This is a genomic window from Gordonia sp. AC31 (genome assembly GCF_031844505.1).
Classification (GTDB): Bacteria; Actinomycetota; Actinomycetes; order Mycobacteriales; family Mycobacteriaceae; genus Gordonia; species Gordonia hongkongensis.
The window spans coordinates 30,288-52,459 of record NZ_JAUZVK010000015.1 but is presented as its reverse complement, the minus strand read 5'-3'; the positions used below and the strand labels follow the sequence as shown (position 1 = coordinate 52,459).

21 protein-coding genes are annotated in these 22,172 nt (G+C 68.5%); 5 read left to right on the top strand and 16 right to left on the bottom strand.

The genetic code is table 11. The annotated features are described in order from the left end of the window. Nucleotides 1–64 precede the first annotated feature (64 nt). Complete coding sequence (locus tag Q9R39_RS17540; protein WP_249145919.1) at nucleotides 65–1,324, bottom strand: DUF222 domain-containing protein; 1,260 nt, start codon at nucleotides 1,322–1,324, stop codon at nucleotides 65–67. 190 nt (nucleotides 1,325–1,514) lie between these two features. On the opposite strand from Q9R39_RS17540, the gene Q9R39_RS17535 reads away from it, so the two are divergent. After that, complete coding sequence (locus Q9R39_RS17535; RefSeq protein ID WP_211539963.1) at nucleotides 1,515–1,850, top strand: helix-turn-helix transcriptional regulator; 336 nt, start codon at nucleotides 1,515–1,517, stop codon at nucleotides 1,848–1,850. Further along, nucleotides 1,847–2,323, top strand: a complete 477-nt coding sequence (locus Q9R39_RS17530; RefSeq protein WP_211539962.1) for an SRPBCC domain-containing protein — start codon at nucleotides 1,847–1,849, stop codon at nucleotides 2,321–2,323. Before Q9R39_RS17535 ends, Q9R39_RS17530 begins: the two co-directional genes overlap by 4 nt. Before the next feature lie 7 nt (nucleotides 2,324–2,330). Here Q9R39_RS17530 and Q9R39_RS17525 read toward each other — a convergent pair whose 3' ends face one another. From Q9R39_RS17525 to mihF, 8 genes are all read right to left on the bottom strand, one after another. Continuing rightward, nucleotides 2,331–3,704 carry an RsmB/NOP family class I SAM-dependent RNA methyltransferase gene (locus tag Q9R39_RS17525; protein WP_211539961.1) on the bottom strand — a complete coding sequence of 458 codons (1,374 nt, stop codon included), beginning with the start codon at nucleotides 3,702–3,704 and terminating at the stop codon, nucleotides 2,331–2,333. Further along, the gene (gene fmt, locus Q9R39_RS17520) at nucleotides 3,701–4,660 is read right to left on the bottom strand and encodes a methionyl-tRNA formyltransferase (RefSeq protein ID WP_211539960.1); all 960 of its coding nucleotides are present in this window, start codon (nucleotides 4,658–4,660) and stop codon (nucleotides 3,701–3,703) included. The genes Q9R39_RS17525 and fmt overlap by 4 nt, the downstream gene beginning before the upstream one ends. Then, nucleotides 4,661–6,625 (bottom strand): primosomal protein N', encoded by a 1,965-nt coding sequence (locus Q9R39_RS17515; protein ID WP_280361474.1) that lies wholly within the window; start codon nucleotides 6,623–6,625, stop codon nucleotides 4,661–4,663. It lies immediately after the preceding gene. A gap of 64 nt (nucleotides 6,626–6,689) precedes the next feature. After that, nucleotides 6,690–7,898 carry a methionine adenosyltransferase gene (gene metK / locus Q9R39_RS17510; protein WP_159370733.1) on the bottom strand — a complete coding sequence of 403 codons (1,209 nt, stop codon included), beginning with the start codon at nucleotides 7,896–7,898 and terminating at the stop codon, nucleotides 6,690–6,692. Nucleotides 7,899–7,984: 86 nt separating this feature from the next. After that, nucleotides 7,985–9,256: a bifunctional phosphopantothenoylcysteine decarboxylase/phosphopantothenate--cysteine ligase CoaBC gene (gene coaBC / locus Q9R39_RS17505; RefSeq protein ID WP_211539985.1), complete on the bottom strand. Its 1,272-nt coding sequence runs from the start codon at nucleotides 9,254–9,256 to the stop codon at nucleotides 7,985–7,987. Between the two features lie 12 nt (nucleotides 9,257–9,268). Next, nucleotides 9,269–9,568 (bottom strand): DNA-directed RNA polymerase subunit omega, encoded by a 300-nt coding sequence (rpoZ, locus tag Q9R39_RS17500; protein WP_004021987.1) that lies wholly within the window; start codon nucleotides 9,566–9,568, stop codon nucleotides 9,269–9,271. A gap of 41 nt (nucleotides 9,569–9,609) precedes the next feature. Next, the gene (gmk, locus tag Q9R39_RS17495; protein ID WP_396275679.1) at nucleotides 9,610–10,227 is read right to left on the bottom strand and encodes a guanylate kinase; all 618 of its coding nucleotides are present in this window, start codon (nucleotides 10,225–10,227) and stop codon (nucleotides 9,610–9,612) included. Nucleotides 10,228–10,279: 52 nt separating this feature from the next. Continuing rightward, nucleotides 10,280–10,594: an integration host factor, actinobacterial type gene (gene mihF / locus Q9R39_RS17490; RefSeq protein WP_004021989.1), complete on the bottom strand. Its 315-nt coding sequence runs from the start codon at nucleotides 10,592–10,594 to the stop codon at nucleotides 10,280–10,282. Between the two features lie 552 nt (nucleotides 10,595–11,146). Between mihF and Q9R39_RS17485 the strand changes: the two genes are divergently transcribed. The 3 genes from Q9R39_RS17485 (at nucleotide 11,147) to Q9R39_RS17475 (ending at nucleotide 13,245) form a co-directional block, all read left to right on the top strand. Further along, a complete protein-coding gene (locus Q9R39_RS17485) occupies nucleotides 11,147–11,455 on the top strand; it encodes a type VII secretion target (RefSeq protein WP_311277890.1) in 309 nt (102 codons plus the stop codon). A 3-nt stretch (nucleotides 11,456–11,458) separates the two neighbouring features. Beyond that, entirely contained in the window at nucleotides 11,459–12,676 is a 1,218-nt protein-coding gene (locus Q9R39_RS17480) for a DUF6973 domain-containing protein (protein ID WP_311277889.1), read from the top strand. 71 nt (nucleotides 12,677–12,747) lie between these two features. After that, the gene (locus Q9R39_RS17475; RefSeq protein WP_311277888.1) at nucleotides 12,748–13,245 is read left to right on the top strand and encodes a hypothetical protein; all 498 of its coding nucleotides are present in this window, start codon (nucleotides 12,748–12,750) and stop codon (nucleotides 13,243–13,245) included. A gap of 63 nt (nucleotides 13,246–13,308) precedes the next feature. Here Q9R39_RS17475 and pyrF read toward each other — a convergent pair whose 3' ends face one another. From pyrF to pyrR, 7 genes are read right to left on the bottom strand one after another with little or no spacing between them, the layout of a single operon-like run. Beyond that, a complete protein-coding gene (pyrF, locus tag Q9R39_RS17470; protein ID WP_311277887.1) occupies nucleotides 13,309–14,139 on the bottom strand; it encodes an orotidine-5'-phosphate decarboxylase in 831 nt (276 codons plus the stop codon). Continuing rightward, the gene (gene carB / locus Q9R39_RS17465) at nucleotides 14,136–17,471 is read right to left on the bottom strand and encodes a carbamoyl-phosphate synthase large subunit (RefSeq protein ID WP_311277886.1); all 3,336 of its coding nucleotides are present in this window, start codon (nucleotides 17,469–17,471) and stop codon (nucleotides 14,136–14,138) included. Before carB ends, pyrF begins: the two co-directional genes overlap by 4 nt. Further along, entirely contained in the window at nucleotides 17,471–18,640 is a 1,170-nt protein-coding gene (gene carA / locus Q9R39_RS17460; RefSeq protein ID WP_311277885.1) for a glutamine-hydrolyzing carbamoyl-phosphate synthase small subunit, read from the bottom strand. The genes carB and carA overlap by 1 nt, the downstream gene beginning before the upstream one ends. Beyond that, complete coding sequence (locus Q9R39_RS17455; RefSeq protein ID WP_311277884.1) at nucleotides 18,637–19,272, bottom strand: hypothetical protein; 636 nt, start codon at nucleotides 19,270–19,272, stop codon at nucleotides 18,637–18,639. The genes carA and Q9R39_RS17455 overlap by 4 nt, the downstream gene beginning before the upstream one ends. Further along, a complete protein-coding gene (locus Q9R39_RS17450) occupies nucleotides 19,269–20,594 on the bottom strand; it encodes a dihydroorotase (protein ID WP_311277883.1) in 1,326 nt (441 codons plus the stop codon). The genes Q9R39_RS17455 and Q9R39_RS17450 overlap by 4 nt, the downstream gene beginning before the upstream one ends. A 31-nt stretch (nucleotides 20,595–20,625) precedes the next feature. Next, nucleotides 20,626–21,576 carry an aspartate carbamoyltransferase catalytic subunit gene (locus tag Q9R39_RS17445; protein ID WP_311277902.1) on the bottom strand — a complete coding sequence of 317 codons (951 nt, stop codon included), beginning with the start codon at nucleotides 21,574–21,576 and terminating at the stop codon, nucleotides 20,626–20,628. Next, nucleotides 21,576–22,160 (bottom strand): bifunctional pyr operon transcriptional regulator/uracil phosphoribosyltransferase PyrR, encoded by a 585-nt coding sequence (gene pyrR, locus Q9R39_RS17440; protein WP_311277882.1) that lies wholly within the window; start codon nucleotides 22,158–22,160, stop codon nucleotides 21,576–21,578. Before pyrR ends, Q9R39_RS17445 begins: the two co-directional genes overlap by 1 nt. Nucleotides 22,161–22,172: the final 12 nt, after the last annotated feature.

Genomic DNA, 22,172 nt, shown 5'->3' with positions numbered 1-22,172 from the left:
TGGCGGACCGCCACGACGAACAACCTAGTACAGCATCACCGGACTGCGCGTTCGCCATCCACAATCACGACGCCGCGAGTATCTGGATCAGGCTGGTTTCGACGCCGCTGCGTCCTGGCGGTTGATGCCCGATAGCGGGTGGAGCGACACTGCGGTGTCGTCGCGCGGTCGGGGTGATCACGTCGATGACACGGACGCCGTCCACCATCTTCACGTCGTAGAACCAACCGCGGGCCTCCTTGGCGCGGTTGTGCAGGACGCAGGTTCCATCAGCGTTGACCGCGCTCGTCGGGCCGTGGCGCCGATGCGGTGTGGCGTGGTCGATCTCGACGATCGGTGCACCGCAGTAGGGAGTCCGGCACCGTTGGTCACGCATCCGGATGAACTGGGCGAGAGCGGTTGGGAAAGCTCGTGCCCGTGACTCCATCGCCACCAGCGCGCCATCGGACGGTCTCGCGTACAACTTCCGCATCGTCGAGGCGGTCTCCCCCTCGGGCGACACCGAATCGGCCACCAGCAGCCGCGCGACCGTCGCCGGGATCGGTCCGTATCCGTGGACGTCGGCGGCCGAATCGTCTAGGCCGAACAAGGACCGGTCGGACAGAACGACATTGAGCGCGATCGGTGTCGGCTCTGCGACAGCGCGTCCGGTGACACGTTCGACCAGGGTGTCGGTCATGACCTGTGCATGATTTCGGTCGTCCTGTCCGACCACTGAGTCGGCGTGCTTCTTCAACGCGGCGTACACCGCGATCCCGTCCGCCATCGGCAGCAGCACCGACAGTTGCGTCATCAGATCCGGCGCGGGTCGCACGCTGACGCGGCGGTCCTTCTCGGCCTTCGATTTACGTGCCACCACCGCTTCGGAATTCAGCTCGTACGCGTGGCGCTTGGCCGATGCCTCGATCTCGCGGTCGGACACCCCCACCAGCGCTGCGGGATCGGCGCAGATCCGGCGGTCGATCTCCTCACGCGCTTCACGTGTCAGATAAGCGGTTTCGCGTACCAGGATCGTGGCCCGCCACTCGGTGAGCACACCGGAAGTCAGTGCCGCCATCGTATGGGGCATCTCGTGCGCCAGGGCGCGGGCGAATCCGAGGCACTGGCTTCCCTTTCGGGGCGAGACCTTGCGCGCCAGACCGATCTCGGCGGCGAGTCCGCGACCGCGCCGGCGCTCCGGTACGTTCCGTGCGGCTTCGTCGGCTGCGCGCAACGCGTCGAGATTCGCGGTCTCACGCACCTGGGCCGCCGTGCATGCCGACTTGATCTCCTCGAGAAGAGTGAGCCGATCCACCGACTCCGCCTCCTCGAGACCCACCGGCATTGCCGACAGCCCACCCACGATGGACCGTAGATGCTCGGTAGCCAAGAGGCCAGTTGCGCCCGAAGAGTCCTCGTACATACATTCGATAGTATCTCAAAAGCAGCACTTGGCGATGTACTTTCCACAAGGCCGACGCCAGATTTTCACTTAGCCGTTGAGTTAAGCGATGGGACCTGCAACACTTAGCCTTATGGCACACAGTTCGGTCGCACTCGACGAGATCTTCGGCGCTCTGTCGGATCCGACGCGCCGCGCCGTCGTCGAACGCCTGGGGCGTGGGCCGGCCAGCGTCGGCGAACTCGCCGACCCCTTCCCCATCACCCTGCCGTCGTTCATGAAGCATCTCCGCGTGCTCGAGGACAGCGGGCTCGTCTTGACCAAGAAGGTCGGACGCACGCGGATGTGCACCCTCGACAGGCGCCGTATGCGCCGTCTGTCGACGTGGCTCGAACATCAGCGCACCGTGTGGACCGAACGCACCGACCGTCTCGAAGACTTCGTGACCGACACCGAGGAGACACCATGATCGACCCAGAACTCGACCTGACCCTGCACCGGGTGATCGGTGCTCCGCGACAGCGCATCTGGGAGGCGTGGACCCAGCCGGAGAAATTCGCCAAGTGGTGGACGCCGGCTCCGACCGTCACCCGCGTCGACCGCCTCGAACCCGAACCGGGCGGTGGGCTCGTGACCCGGATGAGCGACGACGGAACCACTTTCGTCCCACACATGGATGCCGTCTTCCTCGTCGTCGATCTCCACGAGCGCCTGGTGTTCACGAATGCCGTCGACAGTTCGTGGCGCCCTGCCGAGCCGGCTCCGGTCCCCATGACCGCCGAGATCTCTCTGGCCGAGCACGCAGACGGAACCGAGTACAGCGTCGTCGTGCGCCATCGGAGTCCGTCCGATCGTGACCGCCATGAGGAGCTCGGGTTCTACGACGGCTGGGGTTCGGTCACCGCTGCGCTCGCCACCCTCGTGCAAAGCAGAACGTCCTGACCCGGAACTAGTCCCGCGTCAACGCCGCCAGGAACATGGCGTCGGTGCCGTGGACATGCGGCCAGAGTTGAACGTGGGGTCCGTCGCCCAACAGGTCCGGGCCGAGCTTGCCCACCGTCACCAACGGGCGGGCGTCGAGTTGGCGCACACCGTCCGTCGACGCCAGGACGTCGGCCACCACCGCCGTCGTCTCGGCCGGGTGCGGCGAACATGTCGAATAGACCACGATGCCACCGGGTTTCACGAGACGCAGCGCTTCGGCGAGGAGCTCCTTCTGCAGGACGACGAGTTCGTCGACGTCGGCATTGGTCCGGCGCCAGCGGGATTCGGGTCGTCGGCGAAGCGAGCCCAGGCCCGAGCACGGAGCGTCGAGCAGGATGCGGTCGCAACCGGGGTCGAGCCCACTCGACCGGGCGTCGGCGACATGGATGCTGACCGGGAGGTCGGAGACGACCTTGCGGATCAGGCCGGCGCGATGCTCGGACACCTCGACCGCATCGAGTCGGGCACCGTCGATCTCGGCGAGCGAACCGATCAATGCGGCCTTCCCGCCGGGGCCGGCGCACATGTCGAGCCACCGCCCACCGTCGTCGGCGACCTCGGCCACGGTCACCGCACGGGCGATCAGCTGACTGCCCTCGTCCTGGACACCCGCGTACCCCTCACGGATCGCGGCGACGTCGCCGGGATCGCCGCCCGGGAGGTACACGCAGTACGGGGAGTAGTCGCCGACCTCGCCCTCGCTGGTGAGAGCGAGTTCTTCGGCGGTGATGAGCCCGGGACGCGCCACGAGGTGGACCGGCGGTCGCTCGTCATCGGCGGCCAGCGCCGCCTGCAGTTGTCCCGCCGAGCCTCCGAGCGCATCTCGGAACACCTCCGCGATCCACCGCGGATGCGCGTACTGGAAGGCGAGGTAGCCGACGAGATCGGCCGCGGGCGAGGGGGCGAGCTCCTCCACCCACATGTCCTCGTCCTTCTGCGACACTTTGCGCAGCACCGCATTCACGAAACCGGATGGTCCCATCCCGTTTTCGGCGCGCACCAGGTCGACCGACGTGGACACCGCCGCGTGCGCACCGACCCTGGTCCGCAACAACTGATAGGTGCCCAGGCGCAGGACGTCGAGAACCGTGCCGTCGATGTCGGCGACCGGCCGTTTCGCGGCGGAGGAGATCACCGCGTCGAGTAGACCCTGGGCCCGCGCGGCCCCGTAGGCCAGCTCGGTGGCGAAGGCAGCGTCTCGTCCCTCGATCTTCCTGTCGCGCAGCATCTTCGGCAGGACGAGGTTGGCATACGCGTCGCGTTCGCGCACCGCGCGGAGCGTGTCGCGGGCGGCCACGCGCGCGGGATCGAGGTCCTTCTGCCGGAACTTGCCGCTCATCCCAGGACCGTCCCGTCGGTCAGGCGCGCGCCACGAGCCCAGTCGGCGGCGGGCATGGGCTTCTTCCCCGGCGGCTGTACGGTGCCGAGTTTCACCGGCTGCGAACCGGTTCCAACGAACACCGCCTTCTTCGTGACGGCGAGTGCACCGGGCGCCAGGCCGCCGTCCCGCACCGCATCGGGCAGACCGGGAGCGTCGGTCGACGCGACCGACACCGGCCCGACCTTGATCCGCGCGTCGTCGAGGCTCGTCCACGGTCCGGGTGCGGGCGTGTAGGCGCGAATCAGGCGATCGATGATGTGTGCCGGCAGTTCCCAGCGGATCCGCGCGTCTTCGACCTCGACCTTAGGCGCGTGGCTCACCCCCGTGGTGGGCTGCGGTTCGGGGGCGAGTTCGCCGGCCTCGAGGCCGTCGAGCGTGGACAGCAACAGTCCCGACCCGGCATCGGCGAGACGCCCGAGTAGATCACCGCTGGTGTCGGTGGGTCGGATGGTCTCGGTCAGCACCCCGAAGACCGGACCGGTGTCAAGACCCTTCTCGAGCCGGAACGTGCTGGCCCCGGTCACCTCGTCGCCGGCGGCGATCGCGGCCTGGACCGGAGCGGCACCGCGCCAGGCGGGCAGCACCGAGAAGTGCAGATTGATCCAACCGTGGCGCGGCAGGTCCAGCAGTCCGGGCGGTACGAGCCCGCCGTAGGCCACGACGGCACCGCAGTCGGGAGCCCAGCGCCGGAGCACGTCGTCGACCTCCGGCTCCGACAACCGGCGCGGGGTGATCACCTCGAGCGCATGCTCGTCGGCGAGTTGCCCGACGGGTGACCGCATCACCTTGCGGCCGCGGCCTGACACGGCGTCGGGCCGGGTGATGACCCCGACCACCTCATGCGAGGGCGAGTCGATGAGGGCCTGCAACGACGGCACGGCGACCTCGGGGGTACCGGCGAAAACGATGCGCATTCATCCGATCGTAGGCGGGTCGATCTGCACCCGGATCGGCCCGGTCTGTCGATGTGTGTTGCGGCGCACCTGTCCCGCGACGAGCGCCTCGGCGAGGAGCCGTCCGTGCTTGCGCGGCAACCGCACCAGGATGCGATCCATCTCGTCGTCCGCGGCGGCCTCCCACTCGGCACTGCCGGCCGGGGGGCGGACGCCGGGCGGCAACGGCACCGGGCCGAGAACATCGGCATCGGAGGGTAACTCGAGGTGCTCGACGAAGTCGGTGATCACCCCGGTCGGCCCGTCGACCGACGCCATCGTCACCGCCGGGGGGAATCCGAGTTCCACGCGTTCCTGCAACTGGATCGACGCGAAACCCACCGGGTCCCAACGGATCAGGGCCTGCACGGGTGCGAGCGCCGAGTCGGCGACGATGACCACTCGCCCACCGTCACCGTGCGGGGTCACCATCGCGGCGAGCGCCATCCACCGCCGGACCGCATGCTCCTCGGCACGCAGGTCGGCCCGGTCGAGCTGGGCCCAGGTGTCGACGACGATCGCGGCGCCGTACCCGCCCGGGGCCACCGGCTCCGCGCCAGGCGTCGCGACGACGAGCCGTGCGCCGGGTTCGATCTCGTCGAGGATCGTGTTGCCGCCGCTGGTCAGCACCGGCACGCCGGCGAAAGCACGCCCCAGCTCCTCGGCGGTCCGGCGCGCACCGGTCACCGTCGCGCGCACCGAGGTGTTGCCGCACTCCGGGCAACGGAAGGACCGTTCGGGCCGTCCGCACCATCGGCAGCTCAACCGTTGGTCGGCATCGAGCTGCAGCGGTCCGTGACAGGCCCGGCACCGCGCGTGTTCGCGGCAGCGGGTGCATGCGAGCGACGGCACGTAACCCCGGCGCGGGACGCTGAAGATCACCGGACGATCGGCGGCGAACGCCGACCGCGCCGCGTCGAACGCGACTTCGGGGATGCGCGCCGACCGGGCCATGGGGTCGCGTGCGATCTGCCGGTCGTCGTCGGAGATCGCCTGGACACGGGGGCTGCGGGTGCGGACCGTCGTGCGGTCGGCGACGAGGTCGTGCGCCCAGCCCGAGACCACCAGCGCCTGCGCCTCGGCGGTCCGGGCGAACCCGCCGAGCAGCAGGCCGCACCGCTCGTGGTGCGACCGCAGCACCGCCACCTCGCGGGGATGCGGGTAGGGCGCCCGTGGGTCGGCCATGCTGTCGTCGCCGTCATCCCACACGACGACCAGGCCCAGGTCCTTGACCGGCGCGAACACCGCGCTTCGGGTACCGATCACCAGCTGCGCGGCACCGCGGCGCACGGCCAGCCATCGGCGGTAGCGCGCGGTGGGTCCGAGTCCGGCGGACAGCGCGACCCCACGGTCGCCGATCAACGGCTCACACTCGGCCCACACCCGATCGAGATCACGCTGATCGGGAACGACGAGGATGCACCCGCGTCCCCCTGCGAGGGTCGCCGCGGCGAGTTCGGCGAGACGGCGCGGCCAGTCCTCCCCCGGTAGGGCCTGCCAGACGGCCCGCGGATGACTGTCGGCCAGGTTCTCCACGTAGGAGTCGGCCAGGGCATACCGATGCCAGTCGGCGAGGTCGGGCGATTCGACGACAGCGGCCGGGTCGGGCGTCGTCTCCTTCTCGGTGCGCGCATGCCGCGGCGGTATGGCCAGGCGCACGACGTCGCCCATCGTGCCCGCGTACCGATCGGCCACCGCACGGCACAGCGTCGCCAGCTGCGGGGTCAGTACCGGCTCGGCGGACACGACCCGGTCGAGCCAGCCCAGCTTGCCGGGATGATCGCTCTTCTCGATGCGCTCGAGGAGGTAGCCGTCGACGAGCCGACCCGAGAATCGCACGCGGACACGAACACCGGGCTGCGCGTCCTCGTCCTGGTCGACGTCGATCAGGTAATCGAAGGGACGGTCGAGGTGAGCGAGCCCCAGAACAGGAAGAACACGGGCCACCGGCAGCTCGGCGGCCGGGACCCGTGCTCCTTTGGGTGTCAGTGAGAGTACTTCCGCAGAGGGTCTACAGACCCGCGGCGGCCCGCAGCTTCTCCGCGCGGTCGGTCCGCTCCCACGGCAGGTCGACGTCGGTGCGACCGAAGTGGCCGTACGCGGCGGTCGGTGCGTAGATCGGGCGCAGCAGGTCGAGGTCGCGGATGATCGCGAGCGGACGCAGGTCGAAGTTCTCGGTGATGACCCGCTCGATGACAGTCGGATCGACGTTCTCGGTGCCGAACGTCTCGACGAACAGGCCGACCGGTGCGGCCTTGCCGATCGCGTAGGCGACCTGGACCTCGATGCGGTTCGCCAGTCCCGCGGCCACGGCGTTCTTGGCCACCCAGCGCATCGCGTAGGCCGCGCTGCGGTCGACCTTCGACGGGTCCTTGCCGGAGAACGCGCCGCCGCCGTGACGGGCCATGCCGCCGTAGGTGTCGACGATGATCTTGCGGCCGGTCAGGCCGGCGTCACCCATCGGGCCGCCGAGGACGAACTTGCCGGTCGGGTTGACCAGCAGACGGTAGTCGGTGGTGTCGAGGGTCGGCAGATCGATCTCGGCGAGCACCGCGTCGACGACCTGCTTCTTGATGTCCGGCGCGAGGAGATTGTCGAGGTCGATGTCGGCGGCATGCTGCGTCGACAGGACCACGGTGTCGAGGCGGACCGGGGTGTCACCGTCGTATTCGATGGTGACCTGCGTCTTGCCGTCGGGGCGCAGGTACGGGAGCGTGCCGTTCTTGCGCACCTCGGTGAGGCGCCGCGACAGGCGGTGGGCCAGCGCGATGGGAACCGGCATGAGTTCCGGGGTCTCGTTTGTGGCGTAGCCGAACATGAGGCCCTGATCGCCGGCACCCTGGCTGTCGATCTCGTCCTCCGAGATGCCGCTGCGGCTCTCGTGCGAGTTGAAGACGCCACCCGCGATGTCCGGGGACTGCGCACCGATGGCGACGTTCACGCCGCACGATGCGCCGTCGAAGCCCTTCGTCGACGAGTCGTACCCGATCTCCAGGACCTTGTCGCGAACGATCTTGGGGATGTCGGCGTAGGCGGTGGTCGTGACCTCGCCAGCGACGTGCACCTGTCCGGTGGTCACGAGGGTCTCGACCGCGACACGCGCCTTCGGATCGTCGGTGAGGATGGCGTCGAGAATCGAGTCGCTGATCGCGTCACAGATCTTGTCGGGGTGTCCCTCGGTGACGGATTCGCTCGTGAACAGGCGTGACGAGGTGGTCATCAGATCCTCTCGAGATCTACGCGCGTCGATGGTCGCCGCGCCGCTGGCGGTGTCGGCCAGTCCGACTGGCCGGGGATGTTTCCAACCTAATCGGTCGGTCGAGCTCCTCGACCATCAGGCACCAGTTGCCGCACTTCGTCAAGTATCCGACTCGACATGAGTGTTTTCGACCCGAAGGGCAAGGCGGTCTCGTCGCCGTTGGCGGCGAGCAACCAGCCGGTGTTGTCCTCGGTCCCGAAGGCCTTGCCGTCGCCGACGGCGTTGACGACGAGGAGGTCGCAGCCCTTGCGGGCGAGCTTGGCGCGGCCGTGGTCGAGGACACCGCCGGTCTCGTCGCCGGTCTCGGCGGCGAACCCGACGATCACGGTGTCAGCGGGAATACGGCCCTCGTCGCGTGCGGTGACGAGTCCGCGCAGGATGTCGGGATTGGTGGTGAGCTGGATCGGCGCCGGCCCCTCGTCGCCCTTCTTGATCTTCGACTCGGCGACCGCGACCGGTCGGAAGTCGGCGACCGCGGCCGCCATGATCACGACGTCGGCGTCGGCGGCGCGCTTGGTCATCTCGTCGGCGAGTTGCTCGGCGGTCGAGATCCGCACGATGGTGACCCCGGCCGGGTCTCCCGGGTCGGCAGTGGACCCGGCGACGACGGTGACGCTCGCCCCGCGTTGGGCTGCGGCTCGGGCCAGTGCGAAGCCCTGCTTGCCGGAGCTGTGGTTGCCGAGATAACGGACCGGGTCGAGCGGCTCCCGGGTACCGCCGGCGCTGATCAGCACGCGGACACCGGTGAGGTCGTACGGCAGCGCGTCGGGCCGGTCGAGGAGCAGTTCGCCGACAAGGGCGATCTCCTGCGGGTCGGGTAGGCGGCCGCGGCCGGAGTCGGTACCCGTCAGACGGCCCGACGCCGGGGTCATGACGACCGAGCCATGGGACCGTAGCGTCGCCACATTGGCCTGGGTGGCGGGGTGCTCCCACATCTCGGTGTGCATCGCCGGGACGAAGAGCACGGGACATCGAACGGTCAGCAGCGACGCGGTCAGCAGATCATCGGCGCGTCCCTGGGCGGCACGGGCCATGAGATCGGCGGTGGCCGGGGCGATGACCACGAGGTCGGCACCCTGCCCGAGCCGAACATGCGCGACCTCGTCGACGTCGTCGAACACGGTCGTGGAGACGGGGTTACCGCTCAGCGCCTCGAAGGTCGCCTTGCCGACGAACTCCAGCGCCGCCAGGGTCGGCACGACGCGGACGTCGTGGCCGGACTCGGTGAAATGCCGGATCACCGAGCAGACCTTGTAGGCCGCGATCCCTCCGCCGACGCCGATCAGGACGCGGCGCCGTGTTCCGGTCGGGTTGGTCATCACCGACGACGACTATTCGCCCTCGGTGTGCTCGAGCAGGTCGGAGTGGATCTCGCGCATCGCGATCGACAGCGGCTTCTCCTGGAGGCCGGGCTCGACCAGCGGGCCGACGTACTCGAGGATGCCGTCGCCGAGCTGGTTGTAGTAGTCGTTGATCTGGCGCGCGCGCTTCGCTGCGTAGATGACGAGTGCGTACTTCGACGACGCGCGGTCGAGGAGATCATCGATCGGCGGATTGGTGATCCCCAGCGGCGTGTCGTAGGCCGGTGCGTCGGCGATCTCGGTGATGTCGAAATTGGTCGGGGTGCTCACACGAACTCCTGCGTCGAGGTCTGGGTGTCGGAAAGGGCCGGTCAGGTCGCGGATGCGGCCGGCTGTTCAGGTCCGACCAGCAAGGATACCAACTCATCGACGGCGCGGTCGACTTCGCTGTTCACGATGACGTGGTCGAACTCGTCCTGCGCGGCCATCTCGGTGCGCGCGGTGGCCAGTCGGCGCTCGATCGCCTCGGGCGTCTCGGTGGCCCGCCCGGTCAGGCGGGAGACAAGTTCGTCCCAGCTGGGCGGCGCGAGAAAGACGGTGATCGCCTCGGGGAGCCGGGCCACCACGTTGCGCGCACCGACCAGGTCGACCTCGACCAGAACCGGTTTACCGGCTTCCAGCGCGGCGAGCACGGGGGCGATGGGGGTGCCCGAACGCTGCAGCCCGCCGTGGATCTCGGCCCATTCCAGGAGTTCGTCGGCGGCGATCATCTTGTCGAAGTCGCCCGCGGACACGAAGTGGTAATCGCGGCCGTCGACCTCGCCGGGCCGTGGGTCCCGGGTCGTCGCCGAGACGCTGAAGTAGACATCGGGCACCGCGGCGCAGACCTTCGCGACCACGGTGGACTTGCCGACGGCCGAGGGGCCGACCAAAACGATCAGTCGACCCCTCGTGCGTCCGGTTCCCTCGTGGTCCGGGCGGTGGTTCACCGCCACGTCCACGGGTTCGTTCCGCTGCCGTATCCGGTTCGGTTGCTCACGCTCAGGAGCTGAACTTCTCGAGCAGAGCCTTGCGCTGACGGTCGCCGAGACCGCGCAGGCGGCGGGTCGGGGCGATCTCGAGCTCGGTCATGATCTCCTGCGCCTTGACCTTGCCGACCTTGGGCAGGGCCTCGAGCAGGGCCGAGACCTTCATCTTGCCCAGGATCTCGTCGTTCTCGGCATCCTTGAGCACCTGCTGGAGATCGGTGCCACCGCGCTTGAGGCGCTCCTTGAGCTCCGCGCGGACGCGACGAGCGGCAGCTGCCTTCTCCAACGCAGCGGCGCGCTGCTCATCGGTCAACTGGGGAAGGGCCACGGGGTTCCTCCGTCTTTCGTTCTCGAGTGGGACTGCATCGTTCGCCCGGGGGCGTCCGAGGCTCTGTTGCCGTGCGACCGCGGCTGGATCGCCATCGCCGGCCTGTCAGCCGGGTCTGCACCCGGCCGACGCCATCAAAATGTTGGCGGCGAATGCGACCGTACCCACGTGAGCAGGCATTTGCGAGTGCGACCCCCCGTTTTGGGGGCGTTTTCTCATGTTGTAGGGCCTCGTGTGCGTTCACGGGAGCACAGCACCGATTCAGTGCCTCCCCCATCACGCTGACTACGTATTTCTCGGAATTTTCGCAGGTCAGCGCTACATCAGGCGACAACCTGGTCGATAGCAAAGCGAACGACCTCCCGCCCGGACGTCCCTCGACTGAGACGCGTGTGACACCAGTGATGTGACCGGAAATTCTGGGATTGGACCGAGGCACCGCGCGTGTCGCGGGCGGCCTACCGACGTCCCTGGGGACAGCTGCCCGCCGTCGTCGGTGCACGCGGCTAGCATGATCTGACTTTCGGGGAAGTAGCTGATCGGGGGCGGTTGATGAAGGTGGTTCCGGCGCGGGTGCGCGAACTGGGCGAGAAGATGCGTGCGGCTGACGGGACGGTACGCAGACTCGCGCCGCTCGACGGCGGGGTCGACGCGTCCAGTGGTGCTGGGGGCAACAAGCTCGCCGCGAACCTGAGGGATGCGGCGAAAGCTCTGAACAAGGTGGTGGACCACCATGCCGACAGGTACCGGGGTTATGCCGACCTGTGCATGCGCGCCGCGGAGTCCTACGAGAACTCCGACCGCCATGGAGCAGCCGGGATCGAGTCCACTGCCGCCGTACCGGCGACGCCGGGAGGCTGAGCGGTGTCGGATGAATTCGCGTACACCGTCGAGAAGGTGCTGGCGTGGGACTTCGGCAGCGCGAAGACGGTCAGTGGCCGGTTGACGTCGAAGTCCGCCGACTTGAGGGGTACGGCCAGAGCAGCCGCCACGACCTTCGACGGCTCACTGGAGTACTGGCGCAGTGACGGCGGACGGGACGCCCGAGAGTCGTCGAACGCGCACGCGGACGCGGCCGATCGCAGTGCCACCGTGATCGAGTCGCTGGCAAGCAAGTTCGATTCCCTTCTGGCCTCGATGGAAGGCGAGATCGCGAACGTGAGGTCGAAGAAGGCCGAGGCACTCGGCTCGGAATTCGAACTCGCCGTCGCCGGTGACGGGGAGGTCTACTCGACGAAGTCGAACCTCGAATGGCTGAAGACCTGGAAGTTGGCCTACCAGGTCAAGATCGTGCAGAAGGAGTCGCTGGAGAGCTACCTCACCAAAGAGATCCGCGGTTCTCTGCGGCGCATCGAAGAGCTCGACAAGGTCGGGTCCGAAGGGCTGCGACGGATGCTCGAGAAACTCCCCGACTCCGTGAAAGCAGGAGCGGCGGGTCACCACGCCGATCCCCGGCTCGCCGAGATCCTCCGCGAGTATCAGGTCGACGCGTCCACGGGCGGAGCACGCCTATGGCCCTCGGGCGACCTGCTCGACACGATCCGCAAATTCGATCCCACGTTCAAGCCCACCCTCATGACGCCCGAGGAAGTCACCATGCTCGCCGAGATGGGGGCGGTACCGGTGACCGGCTGGCGAGCGGTCTACGACTTCTTCCAGATCCAGTCGAAGGCGGATGCCGTTGCCACCGCACGGCATCCGAACGCCAAGGGTGAGAAGAACTCGCTGGCGGATGGTCACGGCGACGCGTTCCGCCATGCGTACTGGAACGCGCTCATGACAGAGCGATTCGGCGAGGAATGGACCGAGAGATTCGCCACGGCTCACGAGGGTTTGGGCGGCAACCCTGCCCATCGAGAGGCGATGGATCTCTTCAACAACGAGGTCGGACGGAGGGTCGCCACCGAGCATGAGGGCGCCACTCCTGACGAACTCGCAGCCCTGGTGGACCAGGCCGTCACCGAGGGCCGCACCCTTGTCCTCGACAAAGACGGAGAAATCGAGTGGAGCGACGAAATCGCGAAGCACGGCACCGGAATCGCGATGAAGACCGACATCCCACTCCAGGCCCCCGGCCGATGAACGCGCCGGGCCCGCGCTCCTGCCGCCGCGTTCGTCAGGTCGCTGCGTGGACTGTCATCGGATTCTTGGCGATGTCGGTAGCCGGCTGCTTGCCGTTGCCGAGGCCTGACGACGAACCGGGCCAGGAGTGCACCCGCCAGTTCCATCTGTGGAGTGACGAACAACCACTCGGCCCGACTGCCGACTTCCTGGCAGTGGCCGAGAAATTGGCCGCAACCCCAGGCGCCACGACGAGTCTCGACGAGATCGCGCGGCAGGCGGGGTGGTCGGGGGGACCTTGGGACCGCGTTGTCGTTGTTGCCGGTGGTACCAGCAGTGCCGACCTGAACGAGCTGGCAGGTACGACCGGGGTTTGTTTTGACGGCTTCGGCAGCAGTGATCCGGATTCCGGTTTCGACGGTCACTACGTGTTCTTCGACGGACCACACCCAAGGCAGGCTGCCGGAGCAGGCTCGTGCCCTGTAATCGACACCGACGGGCACCCGTTGGTTCGGCGCGACGACCCGCTCGTCTCTGACACGACCCTGGAAATGCCTGTGCTCAGACCAGTTCCGGCCGAGACACCGTGAGTCCGGCTACCGGATCCGAGTTCGACCAGCGAAAGACTGGGCGCCGAGACGCTTCAGGACACCTCAGCCCAGCGCGGCCTCGACCTCGTCCCGGGTGCGGACGAAAGCGTCGCGCAGGGCGGTGGCATCGGGCCCGGCTCGGAGCACGCCGCGGGAACTGGCGGGCAGCACCCAGGCCGGGTCGGCCCCGTCGAACACGATCGGCAGGTCGGCGGCCGTCGCACCCTGGGCACCCAACCCGGGGGCCAGGATCGGGCCGCGGAGGCCGGCGAGATCGAGCCCGTGCTCACGTGTCGCCCCGACGACCAGACCGACGGTCGCGGTCCCGTCCGTGTTCTCGGCGGCCGCGGCGTCGACGATCGATTGCGCGACCGTCCGCTCCCCCACCTGTGCCCGCTGGAGCTCGCCACCCTCCGGGTTCGACGTCCGCGCCAGCACGAAGACACCGCGCTCCCCGGGCCGCGCGAGATCCACTGCGGGGCGCAGGGATTCGTACCCCAGGTAGGGAGACGCGGTGACCGAGTCGGCGCACAGCGGCGACGACTCGGACAACCAGGCCTGCGCGTAGGCGGCCATCGTCGAACCGATGTCACCGCGCTTGGCGTCGGCGATGACGAGGGCGCCCGCCTCGCGGCAGCCCGCGATGACGCGTTCCAGTACCGCGAACCCCGCGGACCCGAACGGCTCGAAGAAGGCGACCTGAGGCTTGATGACGGCTGCCACCGGACCCAGTGCCTCGACGCAGATGTCGGCGAACGCCGACAGCCCGTCGATGTCCACCGACAGGCCCCACTCCTCGAGCAATGCGGCGTGGGGATCGATCCCGGCGCACAGACGCCCGCGCTCGGCGACCGCCCGCGTGTAGCGGCCGCCGAACCCGGACGCGTCCGTCACGAGCGGCCGGCCAGGTCGGCGTGCCGGTTCTGTAGTGACCGCACCCCGATGTCGCCGGTCAACGCGGCCTCGATGCCCTGCACGGCGGCCGAGGCACCCTGCACCGTGGTGATACACGGGATGTTCACCGACACCGCGGCGCTCCGGATCTCGTAGCCGTCGACACGGGGCCCCGAGTTGCCGTACGGGGTGTTGATCACCATCGTCACCTCGCCGGCTCGGATGATGTCAACGATCGTGCGCTGCCCCTCGGCGGCCTCGAAGTGCTTGCGCACTGTCTCGCACCTGATCCCGTTACGGCGCAACACATCCGCGGTTCCCTCGGTGGCCAGGATGTCGAACCCCAGGTCGGCGAGGTGCTTCACCGGGAAGATCAGCGCCCGCTTGTCCTTGTTGGCCACCGACACGAAGATCTTGCCGCTGGTCGGGAGCGAGCCGTAGGCGGCGGTCTGCGACTTGGCGAATGCGCGACCGAAGTCGGCGTCGATGCCCATGACCTCACCGGTCGACTTCATTTCCGGGCTCAACAGGTTGTCGACCCCGCTGCCGTCATGGCGACGGAACCGGTTGAACGGCAGCACAGCTTCCTTCACCGAGATCGGCGCCGTCGCCGGAGCCTCGCCGCCGTCGCCGGTGGCGGGCAGGATGCCCTGCTCCCGCAGATCGGCGATCGACGCACCGAGCATGACGCGCGCACACGCCTTGGCGAGTGGCACCGCGGTGGCCTTGGAGACGAACGGGACCGTCCGGCTCGCACGCGGGTTGGCCTCGAGCACGTAGAGGATGTCGTCTTTGAGTGCGTACTGGACGTTGAGCAGACCCTTGACGCCGATGCCCTTGGCGAGCGCCTCGGTCGAGGTCCGCACCATCTCGAGGTCGGCTCGGCCGAGAGTGACCGGCGGCAACGCGCACGCCGAGTCACCGGAGTGGATTCCGGCCTCTTCGATGTGCTCCATCACGCCGCCGATGTAGACCTCGTCGCCGTCGCAGAGGGCGTCGACGTCGATCTCGACCGCGTCTTCGAGGAACCGGTCGACCAGTACCGGATGATCCGGGGTCAGCTCGGTCGCGCGAGAGATGTAGTCCTCCAGGGACTTCTCGTCGTAGACGATCTCCATGCCGCGTCCACCGAGGACATACGACGGCCGGACGAGCACCGGGTACCCGATCCGGGCGGCGGTGTCGCGGGCCTCGTCGAAGCTCGTCGCGGTACCGAACGCGGGGGCCGGGAGCCCCGCCTCGGTCAGCACCTTGCCGAACTCGCCGCGATCCTCCGCGAGGTCGATGGCCGCCGGGCTGGTGCCGACGATCGGCACCCCGGCCTCCTCCAGACGGTGCGCGAGACCGAGCGGCGTCTGGCCACCGAGCTGGACGATCACACCCTCGACGGTGCCCGACTGCGATTCGGCGTGGTAGACCTCGAGCACGTCCTCGAAGGTCAGCGGCTCGAAGTACAGGCGGTCGGCGGTGTCGTAGTCGGTGGACACCGTCTCCGGGTTGCAGTTGACCATGACGGTCTCGTACCCGGCGTCCGACAGGGTCAGCGCGGCGTGCACACACGAGTAGTCGAACTCGATGCCCTGACCGATGCGGTTGGGGCCCGAACCGAGGATCAGGACCTTCGGGCGCTCCGTCTGGGGCGCGATCTCACTGGTCGCCCCGGGGTCGAGTTCGTAGCTCGAGTAGTGGTACGGCGTCTTCGCCTCGAACTCGGCCGCGCAGGTGTCGACGGTCTTGTAGACCGGCCGTACGCCGAGCCCGATCCGGTGGGCGCGAACGGCTGCCTCGTCGGCGAAATCTGAACGCAGAGCGGCGATCTGACGGTCGGAGAAGCCGGTGGACTTGGCCTCGCGCAGCAACGGCTCGTCCAGTGTGTCGGCGTCGCGGATCTCCGCTCCGAGCGCGGCGATGCCGGCGATCTCGGCGAGGAACCAGGGATCGATCGCGGTGGCCTCGTAGAGGTCCTCGATCGTCGCGCCGGCCTCGAAGGCGAGCATCAGCTTGTACAACCGGCCGTCGCGCGGGGTCTTGATGTCCTCGAGCAGTGCGGGCAGGTCGACGGTCGCCGGGTCGGGACGGTTGGGCTCGGCCCAGAAGCCGCCGGCCTTCGTCTCCAGCGACCGCATGACCTTGCCGAGTGCTTCGGCGAAGCTGCGACCGAGGCTCATGGCCTCGCCCACCGACTTCATCGTGGTGGTGAGGGTGTCGTCAGCGCCCGGGAACTTCTCGAACGCGAACCGCGGAGCCTTCACCACGACGTAGTCGAGCGTCGGCTCGAAGCAGGCCGGCGTCTCCTTGGTGATGTCGTTGACGATCTCGTCGAGGCTGTACCCGATGGCGAGCTTCGCGGCGATCTTGGCGATCGGGAAGCCGGTGGCCTTCGACGCGAGCGCCGACGACCGCGACACCCGCGGGTTCATCTCGATGACGACGAGGCGGCCGTCGCGCGGGTCCTGGGCGAACTGGATGTTGCAGCCACCGGTGTCGACGCCGACCTCGCGCAGGATGTCGATGGAGAGGTCGCGCATGATCTGGTACTCGCGGTCGGTGAGCGTCATCGCCGGGGCGACGGTCACCGAGTCGCCGGTGTGGACACCGACCGGGTCGAGGTTCTCGATCGAGCAGACGACCACCACGTTGTCGCGGTTGTCGCGCATGAGCTCGAGCTCGTACTCCTTCCACCCGAGGATCGACTCCTCGATGAGGACGTTCGCCGTCGGGGAGGCGGCGAGACCGCCGCCGGCGATCCGGTCGAGGTCCTCGTCGTCGTAGGCCATGCCCGAGCCGAGACCGCCCATGGTGAACGACGGCCGGACGACGACCGGGAACCCGAGTTCGGCGACGGTGTCCCGCACCTCGTCCATGGTGTGGCAGACGCGGGACCGCGCGCTCTCCCCGCCGACCTTCTCGACGATGTCCTTGAACATCTGCCGGTCTTCGCCGCGCTGGATGGCATCGAAGTCGGCGCCGATCAGCTCGATGCCGTACTTCTCCAGCGAGCCGCGATCGTGCAGCGCGACCGCGGTGTTCAGCGCGGTCTGGCCGCCGAGGGTCGCCAGCACGGCATCGATGGGATGCCCGGCGTCGCGCTCGGCCTCGATGACCTTCTCCACGTACTCGGCCGTGATCGGCTCGATGTAGGTGGCGTCGGCGAACTCCGGATCGGTCATGATCGTGGCCGGGTTGGAGTTCACCAGGCTGACCCGCAGGCCCTCGGCCTTGAGGACCCGGCAGGCCTGCGTGCCGGAGTAGTCGAACTCGCAGGCCTGACCGATGACGATCGGCCCGGACCCGATGACCAGGACGTGGTTGATGTCTTCGCGGCGCGGCATCAGGCACTCGCTCCTTGGGACTTGTCCCCTTCGAGCAGGGTGACGAACTTGTCGAACAGGTAGGCGGCGTCGTGGGGACCGGCGGCCGCCTCGGGGTGGTACTGCACCGAGTAGGCGCGGCCGGAGAGCAGCTCGACGCCCTCCACGGTGCCGTCGTTGGCGCAGACATGGCTGACCCGGGCGCGGCCGAAGTCGGAGTCGAACTCTTCGCCCGCTTCGCCTTCGAGCGCGAAGCCGTGGTTCTGCGAGGTGATCGAGACCTTGCCGGTGGCGTGGTCGACGACCGGGATGTTGATGCCCCGGTGTCCGAACTTCATCTTGTAGGTCGACCGGCCGAGCGCGCGGCCCAGGATCTGGTTGCCGAAGCAGATGCCGAACATCGGGATGTCCTGGCCGAGCACCCCGCGCGTGAGTTCGACGATGTCGTCGGCCGTGGCCGGGTCGCCGGGACCGTTCGAGAGGAACACCCCGTCGGGCTTGAGGTCGGCGATGGCGTCGAGCGCGACGGTCGCGGGCAGCACGTGGGTGCGGACGCCGCGTTCGGCGAACATCCGCGGCGTGTTGGTCTTGATCCCCAGGTCGATGGCGGCCACCGTGAACCGGTGCTGGTCGAGGGGTTCGACCACGTAACCGCTGTCGGTGGTGACCTCATCGGCCAGCCGGGCACCCTTCATGTCCGGCTGGTTGCGCACGCGGGCGACCAGTTCGTCGGTGTCGGCGAGCGCCGGGCCGGAGAAGATACCGGCCTTCATCGACCCGTGGTCGCGGAGGATGCGCACCACGGTGCGGGTGTCGATACCGCCGATCCCGACGATGCCCTGACGGTCCAGTTCCTCGTCGAGGGAGGTCGTCGCACGCCAGTTGGACACTCGTCGGGTGGGGTTGCGAACCGCATACCCCGCGACCCAGATCTTGCCCGAGTCACCGTCGACCCCGGTGCTCCCGGCGCTGCCCGTGCTCTCGCCGTCCTCGGTGTTCCAGCCGGTGTTGCCGATCTGCGGCGCCGTGGCGACCACGATCTGCCGGTGGTAGCTCGGATCGGTCAGGGTTTCCTGATAGCCGGTCATCGCGGTGCAGAACACCGCCTCGCCAAGGGTCTCGCCGACTGCGCCGAAGCTCCGGCCGGTGAACACCTGGCCGTTCTCCAGCACCAAGACCGCTGTGTTCATTCCTGTGCCCCTTGTCCCTGTGGCCCGTGTCCACTGTCATGCGTCCCGGCGAAGGCGCTCACCCAGCCGGGGTAGATCGTTTTGTCGTCGGCGCGCACCCCGGAGTCGATCTCGGTGCCGCTGGGCAGGACCCAGCGGATGGCGAGGACGCCGTCGGCGGTCATCACCTTGCCCGCGATGCCGCGTTCGGTTCGGACCGCGGTGATCGATTCCCGGGGAATCCAGAGGTCACTGGCTCCCTGGCGCGCGATGAGGACACCCGTCTCGAACTCGGTCAGCACCGAGGACGCCCGGTCGCCGATGTCGCCGACGGTCACCCGGTTCTGCCAGCTCGGCGCGATGGTGCTGCCGAGGTAGAGGCCGGTATCTGGACCTCTGAGTACCGCGCCCGGCTCGGTGGGGATCGTCGGAAGCATGCCGATCACATCGGCCTGCGCCGCGGTCTTCTTCCGATTCCCGGTTGCCAGCAGGTAGAACACCGACGCCACCCCGAGGGCGAGCAGTGCGACCACGCCGATGAACCACGCGTTGAATACGATTTTGCCGTATCCGAGCAGTGAGGCGATCACCGAGGCGACCACCAGCACCGCGAGGACCGCCGGTACCAGTCCACGCCTGGGTCTCGCGGTCATCGGGTCACCTGCCCGTCGCGGGCCGTCACCACGCCGCGTAGCACCGTCGCGGTGACGGTGGCGGGCATGGTCATCGACTCGAACGGGGTGTTGGCCGACAGGCTCGCCAGCTCGGGACCGTGCACCACCCAGGACGTGTCCGGGTCGACGACGGCCAGGTTCGCCGGCTCGCCGACCTCGATCGGACGCCCCTGATCGGTGAGTTCGACGATCTGCGCGGGACGCTCGCTCATCACACGCGCGACGCCGCGCCAGTCGAGCAGGCCGGGCTCGACGAGGGTCTCGACGATGATCGGCAGTGCCGTCTGTAGGCCGAGCATGCCGGGCTTGGCCTGGGCGAACTCGCAGCACTTCTCCTGCGCGGCGTGCGGGGCGTGGTCGGTGGCCACACAGTCGACGATCCCCTCGGCCAGCGCCCGTCGCAACGCCTCTTTGTCGCGGACCTCGCGCAGCGGCGGATTCACCTTGTTGACCGGGTCGTACGTCTCGAGGCGGGAGTCGTCGAGCAGCAGGTGATGCGGGGTCACTTCGGCGGTGATCGCGATCCCCTGGTCCTTCGCCCAGCGCAGCAATTCGACGGTGCCCTCGGTCGAGGCGTGACAGATGTGGATGCGCGCCCCGGCGTCGCGCGCGAGCAGGGCGTCGCGGATGACGATCGACTCCTCGGCGGCACGCGGCCAGCCCGCCAGACCGAGGCGCGAGGCCGTCGGCCCCTCGTTGGCGACGGCACCGACGGTCAGCCGCGGCTCCTCGGCGTGCTGTGCGATGAGGACGCCGAGCCCGGTCGCGTACTCGAGCGCGCGGCGCATCAGGAGCGGATCGTCGACGCACTTGCCGTCGTCGCTGAACATCCGTACGCCGGCGGCACCGGCGGCCATCATGCCCATCTCGGCGAGTTGCTTGCCGGCCAGACCCACGGTCACGGCGCCGACCGGGTACACGTCGACGAGTCCGACCTCACGTCCGGACCGCCACACGTTGTCGGTGACGGTCGAGTTGTCGGCCACCGGGCTGGTGTTGGCCATCGCGAAGACCGCGGTGTAACCGCCGAGCGCGGCGGCTGCCGAACCCGACCGGATGGTCTCGGTGTCCTCGCGGCCCGGCTCCCGCAGGTGGGTGTGGAGGTCGACGAACCCCGGCAGCAGCACGCCGCCCTTGCCGTCGATCGTCTCGGTGCCGTCGGGTGCGGTGACCGCGGCACCCATCTCACTGATGACGCCGTCGACGACCAGGACGTCGATCGGCTCTCCCTCGCCGTACGGACGGACGGCCCTGAGGAGGACCGATCCGGTCGCTGGTACGGACCCGGTGGCGGCGGTCACTGCTCATCTCCTGACACGGTGTGGTGGGCGGTCACAGGTGCGCTCCCGCGGAATCGGACCCGACGAGCAGTCGGAACAGGACCGCCATCCGCACGTGCACGCCGTTGCGGACCTGTTCCAGCACGGTTGCCTTCGGCGAATCGGCCACCGAGTAGCCGATCTCCATGCCGCGCAACATCGGTCCGGGATGCAGGACCACGGCGTCGTCGGGCAGCAACGCCATTCGACGATCGTTGAGCCCGAAGCGGACCGAGTACTCGCGGGCACTCGGGAAGAACCCGCCGTTCATGCGTTCGGCCTGGACGCGGAGCATCATGACGGCGTCGACGGCCGGCAGTTCGGCGTCCAGACTTCCCGAGACGCTCACCGGCCACTGGTCCACCCCGACCGGCAGCAGCGTCGGGGGCGCCACCAGGACGACCTCGGCGCCGAGCGTCGAGAGCAGGTGGGCGTTCGACCGAGCGACGCGGGAGTGGATGATGTCGCCGACGATCGCGATCCGCCTGCCCTCGAGCGAACCGAGCCGCTGTCGCAGGGTCAACGCGTCGAGGAGCGCCTGCGTGGGATGCTCGTGCGTTCCGTCGCCGGCGTTGATCACCGCGGGACCGTCGCCGTCGGGCGTGGTCGTCCAGTCGGCGATCTGGGCCGGCGCACCCGAGGCCGGATGCCGGACGATCAGCGCGTCGGCGCCCGCCGCGTGCAGGGTCTTGGCCGTGTCGCGCAACGACTCCCCTTTGCCCGCAGAGGAACTCGAAGCACTGACGTTGATGACGTCGGCACTCATCCACTTGCCCGCGACTTCGAAGGAGACCCGGGTGCGGGTGGAGTTCTCGTAGAACACGGTCATCACCGTGCGACCGCGCAGCGTCGGCAGTTTACGAACCTCACGCCCGGTCAGGGCCTGCTCGAAACGTTCGGCGTCGTCGAGGAGGGCGGTGGCATCGTCACGGCTGAGGTCTTGCGTCGACAGCAGATGCCGCATCATGAATCACTCTCCGCGGCAATCGAACTCGACGCCGAGGCGAGGACGACCTCGTCGATGCCGTCGTGTTCGACGAGGTGGACCGAGACCTGTTCGTCGCGGGCCGTCGGGATGTTCTTGCCGACATAGTCTGCGCGCAAAGGTAGTTCGCGATGGCCACGGTCGACGAGGACCGCGAGCTGCACGGCCGCGGGACGACCGAGATCGCGCAGTGCGTCGAGCGCGGCACGGACCGTCCGTCCGGAGTAGAGGACATCGTCGACGAGGATCACGACGGCGCTGTCGACGCCACCGGCCGGCACCATCGTCCGCTCGAGCGGGCGGTGGGGCTTACCGCGCAGATCATCGCGGTAGAGCGTGATGTCGAGATAACCCACCGGCACGTCCACACCCGCGAACTCGCTGATCTTGGCACCCAGCCGGGTGGCGAGAGAGGTTCCGCGAGTAGGGATTCCGATGAGGACGACGCGAGGTGCGTCGGGCGAGTCCAGAGCAGTCTTCTCGATCACCTGGTGTGCGACACGGGCGATCGTGCGCGACACGTCAGCGGCATCGAGCAGCACCCTGGGAGCGGGGCTGGCCAAGGCCGACCTCCT

Bases quoted from the DNA above. Each gene is read 5' to 3' on its own strand.
- coaBC (WP_211539985.1), bottom strand. From the start codon at position 9,256: ATGACCAACCCGACCGGAACACGGCGCCGCGTCCTGATCGGCGTCGGC.
- Q9R39_RS17455 (WP_311277884.1), bottom strand. From the start codon at position 19,272: ATGACCGCGAGACCCAGGCGTGGACTGGTACCGGCGGTCCTCGCGGTG.
- Q9R39_RS17485 (WP_311277890.1), top strand. From the start codon at position 11,147: ATGAAGGTGGTTCCGGCGCGGGTGCGCGAACTGGGCGAGAAGATGCGT.
- carA (WP_311277885.1), bottom strand. From the start codon at position 18,640: ATGAACACAGCGGTCTTGGTGCTGGAGAACGGCCAGGTGTTCACCGGC.
- Q9R39_RS17445 (WP_311277902.1), bottom strand. From the start codon at position 21,576: ATGCGGCATCTGCTGTCGACGCAAGACCTCAGCCGTGACGATGCCACC.
- fmt (WP_211539960.1), bottom strand. From the start codon at position 4,660: ATGCGCATCGTTTTCGCCGGTACCCCCGAGGTCGCCGTGCCGTCGTTG.
- Q9R39_RS17530 (WP_211539962.1), top strand. From the start codon at position 1,847: ATGATCGACCCAGAACTCGACCTGACCCTGCACCGGGTGATCGGTGCT.
- carB (WP_311277886.1), bottom strand. From the start codon at position 17,471: ATGCCGCGCCGCGAAGACATCAACCACGTCCTGGTCATCGGGTCCGGG.
- Q9R39_RS17525 (WP_211539961.1), bottom strand. From the start codon at position 3,704: ATGAGCGGCAAGTTCCGGCAGAAGGACCTCGATCCCGCGCGCGTGGCC.
- metK (WP_159370733.1), bottom strand. From the start codon at position 7,898: ATGACCACCTCGTCACGCCTGTTCACGAGCGAATCCGTCACCGAGGGA.
- Q9R39_RS17540 (WP_249145919.1), bottom strand. From the start codon at position 1,324: ATGCCGGTGGGTCTCGAGGAGGCGGAGTCGGTGGATCGGCTCACTCTT.
- Q9R39_RS17475 (WP_311277888.1), top strand. From the start codon at position 12,748: ATGTCGGTAGCCGGCTGCTTGCCGTTGCCGAGGCCTGACGACGAACCG.
- Q9R39_RS17535 (WP_211539963.1), top strand. From the start codon at position 1,515: ATGGCACACAGTTCGGTCGCACTCGACGAGATCTTCGGCGCTCTGTCG.